The sequence below is a fragment of the Roseivivax isoporae LMG 25204 genome, assembly GCF_000521865.1.
Classification (GTDB): Bacteria; Pseudomonadota; Alphaproteobacteria; order Rhodobacterales; family Rhodobacteraceae; genus Roseivivax; species Roseivivax isoporae.
Map to the genome: position 1 here is coordinate 1 of NZ_JAME01000080.1, position 6,199 is coordinate 6,199.

The following is a 6,199-nucleotide window of genomic DNA, read 5'->3' on the forward strand; positions in this document are numbered from 1 at the left end:
ACTTTTCAGGGGAGCAGGTCAGTTTTGCCGCACCGGAGAAACCGGCCAGACGCAGCCGCGAACGGATGTGTGGGGTCATAATACTCACTAAACAGCCCGCACTCCGGCACCTGCGGTGCCTGCGTTCGGCCTGCCGTTCGCCCGGGACGCTGCCCCGGAACCCTGCCCGCCGGGGGCGCCTGTGCGGCGGGCACTCCTACGCGGAGGGCGGCAAGGTCATCGTTCCGCACTCCCCTTGCAACCCCTACTCCCGGGGGAACGTCGTTCCGCACTCCTCCCCCGAACCCCCGCCTGCTCGCAGGGGCCGTTCGCCACGCCCCTGCACCCCGGGCCTGCCCAGCAATACTCACCAACTCGGCGAAAGGTGCCTATTGTGTCTCCTTCCAAGCCGCGACGCGTCACTATGGACACGAAATATTATACCATAAAGTTCGATACGTCGCTCACACTGCACACAATAGAAAATACAAATTGACGATGACGGAGAACTCAAGCACCCAGCGAACAAATGAATCAATAATTTGAGCCAACCAATTGGAACGTCATCACGACAACTCGGCAGAATAGTCCCGATGAATCGCCTCCAAGACAGCGCATAAAAACAGACAAAGCTGACGGTAATCTGCCGCACTAGCCGGATTTGGTGACCGGCCCTGCCGATCAGCATGGTGAACCATTGTGTTACGAACGGAATACAACCTTTCGGCGTATGAACTCGGCGGTGAGCTATCAGGTTTTAAGCTCGAAAATTTGTCAACTTCTGAAGCATCGTCTTGAAAAACCTTATCATCCACCAATTCAAATAACTTCTTAATCGAATTATCCTCCTTGGGACTCCAACCCAATGCGGACCAAGAGCTTTCGCGCAGAGAATAGACATTTTCCTCGGAATCCAGGGCACCCTTTAACTCGCGAATCCACGGAAAGAAATACAAGCTCTCCAAGCAGCGATAAAGATCCAAGAATACATACTTCCATTGACTAGAAGTTAGCGCTTGAAAAAGGTTGTCAGTGCCACAAGCAGTTTTACCCATGAGCGCTGATATTCTGTCGCCCGCATGGCGATCGACAATCGGAGAACGAAGGTTTGGCTGATGGACCAGTAGTGTCAGTGCATACTCAGTAATATTGGCTCCGCATCGCTTGTTATTAGCGTCAACTCGAAAGGCATAGACAGGGTTAAAATAGTCACGAAGGTCGTAGATACTATGACCGGAGTAGCTTTCTGCGTCAGCCAGTCCCAAAATGTCATCAGCAAGCTCTGGGTTTCTATACTTAAGCCTTAGGTTCAAAAGACCTTTGAGCTCAAAACAGCAAAAGAGGAACATAGTCTCATCAAACTCTACCTGATGAAACTCCTCCACTCCTGTCAAAGCATCTTCTAAATTTCTAACCTCCGGTGAATTCAGACCGGGAGCAGAGAAAACTAGGAACTCATAGTCATTCTCTTTAAGCTTTGCCAAGAACCCACCGTTTGGTAGCGGCACCGCATGCGTAGAATCAACTTCAATCTCGCGAAATCTTTTGAACTGTTCTGATTGACGCTCCTTTGGGATCTTCTGCGTGTACAGCTTGTTCTTAGGCGAACGTCCTGCAACTTCAATGAGAGGGTCAAACAAAGCTGCCATGAGAGTTTCAGGTTCTCTTGGAGGCATCTCTGTCTCAATTCAGCCAGCATGGTGCCATATTGGGCAGGTCAGCCCCGCGCTCGATCATCAAGCGGAATGCACGGGTAAATAGCTCCCGCTCATAGCGACCCACTTGACCGCTTCGGCGATTCAGCCTTTCATTGAGAAGATCAAGCTCCAGGAATGTCTCAATCTCCTCAACTGTAAGACCCTTCAGCTTCTCGATCAGCGCCTCCAAAGAATTTCTAATTTCCTCCAGCTTTCCTTCCACGCCTCCCCAGTCAATATCGAACCCCGGCAAATCGAAAAGACTGGTAGAAACCGCCACGACAAAACCAATCAACGCGGGCTCCGACTTGAATATCTCACTACCATCGCGAATTCTCACAGAGCCATACTTAACTCCCTTACTCTTGAAACGCGAAAATTGCTGATCGAGATCAAGCAGAAGAGAAAACGTCTCCTTAAAGTAGCCAAAAAACTCACTGTGAGAGCTACTTTCTATTGCATCCAATTTTGCGAAGTCTTCAGCAACCCGGTCCTTTATGTCAAACTCGGCCCTACGAGCTGAGAACGCCAAAAACAGCCGGATTGCAGTACTAGCCTGAAACTGACCAGGCGCAGCACGCCGTCGGTTGTCGTCCTTTAGGAATAGCTCAACATTTTGCTCAAGCCCTTCTTGGAGAGAAATAATGAGCTGACTATAGATCGTCTCAAGCTGACGCGCCGTTTCCCAAGGTATTTGGCCGCTATTCAGCACCAACATTCGGTAAACCAGCCCACTGACCTCTTCGGCGCACCAAACCTCAACTCTAATATTTGACGACTCTAGATCTTTGTTATTTCCAATCGCCTCTAGCAGGGCTGTAGTTCTCTGCATTCCGTCAATTATTGAAATTTTAGATGAGTCGAGTTCTTTTATAGCCTCGATTATCGCCTCTGCGCTTTCTGCAGCCCAAATCTTTTTCCGCTCGCTTTCCGTCGCAAGAATTCCGATGGTAATAGGCGGAATAACCGCCCCGGCAGATAGGTCACTTACGAGACGCTTCCGAATCGACAGGCCTGATTTGGTCTTTATCGCATCTCTCTGCCCCTCTAACCCCCCCTTGTTTTCATAGGAGGGCCGAACCATATCCAAGAACTGGTCCACTCGCATTAAGAATGTGACCGAGTCACAAGCAGTCCGACTATCGCGAACCTTTAGCAAATCGTCAGACATTTAATCTTCCAATCAGTTATTCAGAGGATGAGTTACGCGCGACATCTTGGGTCAAGTTGAACACCATAGTGAAGTATTTTCTATGCACTTTCAAAGATGTTCTTCGGTTTCTTCGAGGTATCTGCACGAGAAACTATCAGTTCTACCCGCTGCATGGTTATCACACCGGTCACCCGCGTATCTCAAATTTGCCGAGAGGGACACCCTCTCGGCGCTCTCCCGTTTTGGCTTTCATTCAGCTGCGCGGTCGTAGTGACGCGCAGCTGAACGAAAGCCTCGAACAGACAGGCTTCCCCGCTGGTGTCGTTTTCCCACGCCATTGGAGGCCTTCATGTATCACCACCCCCAACCATTCACCCCGGTCGGCAAGAGCGCGCATTTACAACGCGGCGATGTCGTGCTGTTCCGCTTCCCTCTTGCCGAGGAGGATGCCGAGCAAGGCGCACCGAAGCGCCGCCCCTGTCTGGTGCTCGACACCTTGGCCGAGCGCGACGACCGTTTCGTCGAGATCGCCTACGGCACCTCCGCCGTTACGCGCGCGAACCGCGGCTACGAGGTCATCGTCAAGCACTCCGCCGCGCGGGAGACAGCCGGGCTGTCGAAGCCCACGAGGTTCGTCTGCGCACGGCGCATCATCGTGCACGTGAACCACGGCGGCTTCCACGGCCGGTCCAAAGGCCCGCAGATCATCGGTCGCTTGGACGAACTCCTGCTGGAGCGGATGAACGCTGTCCGGGCACGCATCCAGGCCGAAGCCGACATTGCCGCCTACTACCGCGAAGAACAACGGCGGGAAGAGCAGGCGCGCGAAGACCGCGGTTTCCAATAGGGAACCGCGCTCTCGCCGCTGCTCCTCCCCTCAATTAACACAAGGAAAGACCAATGGATATGCCATTCAAATCCGCCTCCGAGATCACCGCAATGGCCGCATCGTGCTTCCCGCTTGCGCGGGCCGCCGCCACCGGGATCGACCAGGACGTGCTCGACCTCGTCGCGCCGAAACCGAAGCGGGAGGCCAAGAAGCTCGCCGCTCTGCTGCGGGCCGGCAAGATCTTCGACAGGGGCATCTTGGCGATGCTCCACGAGCTGGTCGGCGTCCTCGACGCCGAGATCGCCGAAGGCACCTACGTCGAGCCGCGCTACGACCACAGCCCGGAGAACGTCTCCGACTACAAGACCTGGGGCCAGGAACGCCTCACCCCGGAGGCGGACCGGTTGTCCAACGCCCTCGCCGTGGTCATCGAGCTCTACGCCACGCTCTCGGCGGTCCACGACATCCTGCGCGCCGAGAAGGCTCTGGAGGGGCTGCGCTCCGCAGCCTGATCAGACACGCGGGCCGGAACACCCGCGTCAGGGCGCGCCGACGATCCTTCTGCTGCTACAGATGTCGGCGCGCCTGCCATATGAGAAGCCCGTGCAGGTCCTGCCTGCACGGGCTCAACGATCACAAGCGAGGGCTCGGAACTCGCCGGTCTGTCGGTATTCGGTGTCCACAGCCGAAGGAGATACCAATGGCCCTCGCAAACCTGATCGACCTGATTGCCGAAGTCGCCGCGAAGCGCACCGCCCGGGAGGGCAAGAACGACCGCGACGCCTCAGAACACACCTGGCCACGGTGCCGCGTGATCCAGGCGTTTTTGAGGCGGCGTGAACTGTTTTTCGGAGAAAGCCTTGAGATCGCCAAATTATGAGGATCAATCTGCGCACATGAATTCCCTACGCTCCAATCCCCGCCGCGCCGTGATCTACGCACGGTTTTCGACCGACCTGCAGAATGTGAACTCCACGCGCGACCAGATCGCGAACTGCACCGCGCTCGCCGAGAGAAAGGAATGGCAAGTTCTGCAAGTCTTCGAAGACGCCGCCATCTCCGGAGCCAAGCGCGAGCGCCCCGGATACAAGAAGATGCTGCAGGCCGTGAAGAGCGGCCTCGTGGACGTAGTCCTGGCCGAGGGGCTCGACCGCCTCAACCGAAGCCAGGAGTTGTCGGCGAACCTCTTCGCGGTGTGCGAGTTCAACGGCGTCGAGATCCACACCATCGCCGACGGCCGCATCGAAGAACTCCACATCGGCATGAAGGGCACGATGGACGCAATGCACCTGAAGCGCATCGCCCAGATGACGCACAGGGGCCTTCAAGGACGCGTTGCCGACGGACGTTCTGCAGGGGGCTTGAGCTATGGTTACCGCATCCCCATCGACCCCCATACGGGTCTGCGCCAAACTGGCGAGCTCGAGCCTGACGAGCATCAGGCCGATGTGGTCCGCCGCATCTTCCGGGAGTTCAGCGACGGTCACAGCCCCCGCGCCATTGCCCATCAGTTGAATGCGGAAGGCGTCCCCTCCCCGCGCGGGCGGGAATGGAAGGTCAACACGATCTACGGCAACGCAAGGCGCGGCACTGGCATCCTGAACAACGAACTCTATGCCGGTGTCCGCGTCTGGAACCGGTTGCAATATCGAAAGAACCCGGAAACGGACCAGCGCGCCTCGCGCGGTCGCGACGAAGAAGAGATCATCCGGGTTGAGGTGCCGCATCTGCGGATCGTGGACGAGGATCTATGGCAGGCGGTGAAGGCGCGCCAGGAAGGGCAGCGCCGCACCTTGTCGAAGGGCGCACCCTCGACGCTCAGGCGCAAGCGATACTTGTTGTCCGGGCTCGTGCGATGCGGGCGTTGTGGAGGCAATATGACGGTCGCAGGCTCAGGAAAGAGCCGCGCCTACTACTGCGCCAATGCCAAGGAGAAAGGCCCCTCCGTTTGCCGTGGAATGCCTGGCCTACGCATCGACAGGCTGCAGCCGCTGGTGCTGTCAGGGCTACGGGACGAGCTGATGACGCCGGAAGCGGTCGAGCGCTTTCGGAGCCAGTTTCTTGACCGGGTCGACGAAGCACGAAAGGAGCGCGACACCGAGCAGGCATCGCTCCGCAGGGCGATTGCACAGGAGCAGAAGGCGATCGACGGCGCCCTGCGTGCCATACGAGACGACATGGCCACCAAGAGCGTCTACGCGATGCTGGGGGCGGCCGAGGAGAAGAAGGAAGCGCTGGAAGCGGAGTTGGCTGCCGTCGAGGCTCCCGCCCTCGATATCCCCGAAGATCTGGCAGTGCTCTATCGCGCGCAGGTGGATGCGCTGGCGGACACACTCTCGGACCCGGAGGTGGTCCATCGCGCCTCCGAGATCCTCGGCGGGCTGATCGACCGCATTGTCATCCAGCACGAAGAGACGGCCGGGCATACGGCCGAGATCGAGGGCAAGCTGTTGGGATTGTGGAGCTTTGCGGATGCAAAAAACGCCGCATCCTATTCGGATACGGCGTCTTCGCTAAAGCTGGTTGCGGGGGTAGGATTTG

Annotated in this window: 6 protein-coding genes; 4 read left to right on the top strand and 2 right to left on the bottom strand. The window is 56.9% G+C overall.

Going from position 1 to position 6,199, the window contains the following annotated elements; translation table 11 throughout:
- Positions 1-545: 545 nt before the first annotated feature.
- Complete coding sequence (locus RISW2_RS24885; protein ID WP_156943974.1) at positions 546-1,628, bottom strand: hypothetical protein; 1,083 nt, start codon at positions 1,626-1,628, stop codon at positions 546-548.
- 34 nt (positions 1,629-1,662) lie between these two features.
- Positions 1,663-2,847: a hypothetical protein gene (locus tag RISW2_RS24890; RefSeq protein ID WP_156943975.1), complete on the bottom strand. Its 1,185-nt coding sequence runs from the start codon at positions 2,845-2,847 to the stop codon at positions 1,663-1,665.
- 331 nt (positions 2,848-3,178) lie between these two features.
- On the opposite strand from RISW2_RS24890, the gene RISW2_RS22345 reads away from it, so the two are divergent.
- The 4 genes from RISW2_RS22345 to RISW2_RS22360 all read left to right on the top strand — a co-directional run.
- Positions 3,179-3,676 (top strand): type II toxin-antitoxin system PemK/MazF family toxin, encoded by a 498-nt coding sequence (locus RISW2_RS22345; RefSeq protein WP_156943976.1) that lies wholly within the window; start codon positions 3,179-3,181, stop codon positions 3,674-3,676.
- Positions 3,677-3,729: 53 nt separating this feature from the next.
- Entirely contained in the window at positions 3,730-4,170 is a 441-nt protein-coding gene (locus RISW2_RS22350; RefSeq protein WP_043775424.1) for a hypothetical protein, read from the top strand.
- 188 nt (positions 4,171-4,358) lie between these two features.
- The gene (locus tag RISW2_RS22355; RefSeq protein ID WP_043775426.1) at positions 4,359-4,538 is read left to right on the top strand and encodes a hypothetical protein; all 180 of its coding nucleotides are present in this window, start codon (positions 4,359-4,361) and stop codon (positions 4,536-4,538) included.
- Between the two features lie 16 nt (positions 4,539-4,554).
- Positions 4,555-6,199, top strand: a 1,645-nt coding sequence (locus RISW2_RS22360; protein ID WP_156943977.1) for a recombinase family protein, incomplete at its 3' end; no start/stop codon positions are given.

Coding starts and splice junctions, on each gene's coding strand:
- RISW2_RS22345 (WP_156943976.1), top strand. CDS start 3,179: ATGTATCACCACCCCCAACCATTCACCCCGGTCGGCAAGAGCGCGCAT.
- RISW2_RS22355 (WP_043775426.1), top strand. CDS start 4,359: ATGGCCCTCGCAAACCTGATCGACCTGATTGCCGAAGTCGCCGCGAAG.
- RISW2_RS24890 (WP_156943975.1), bottom strand. CDS start 2,847: ATGTCTGACGATTTGCTAAAGGTTCGCGATAGTCGGACTGCTTGTGAC.
- RISW2_RS24885 (WP_156943974.1), bottom strand. CDS start 1,628: ATGGCAGCTTTGTTTGACCCTCTCATTGAAGTTGCAGGACGTTCGCCT.
- RISW2_RS22350 (WP_043775424.1), top strand. CDS start 3,730: ATGGATATGCCATTCAAATCCGCCTCCGAGATCACCGCAATGGCCGCA.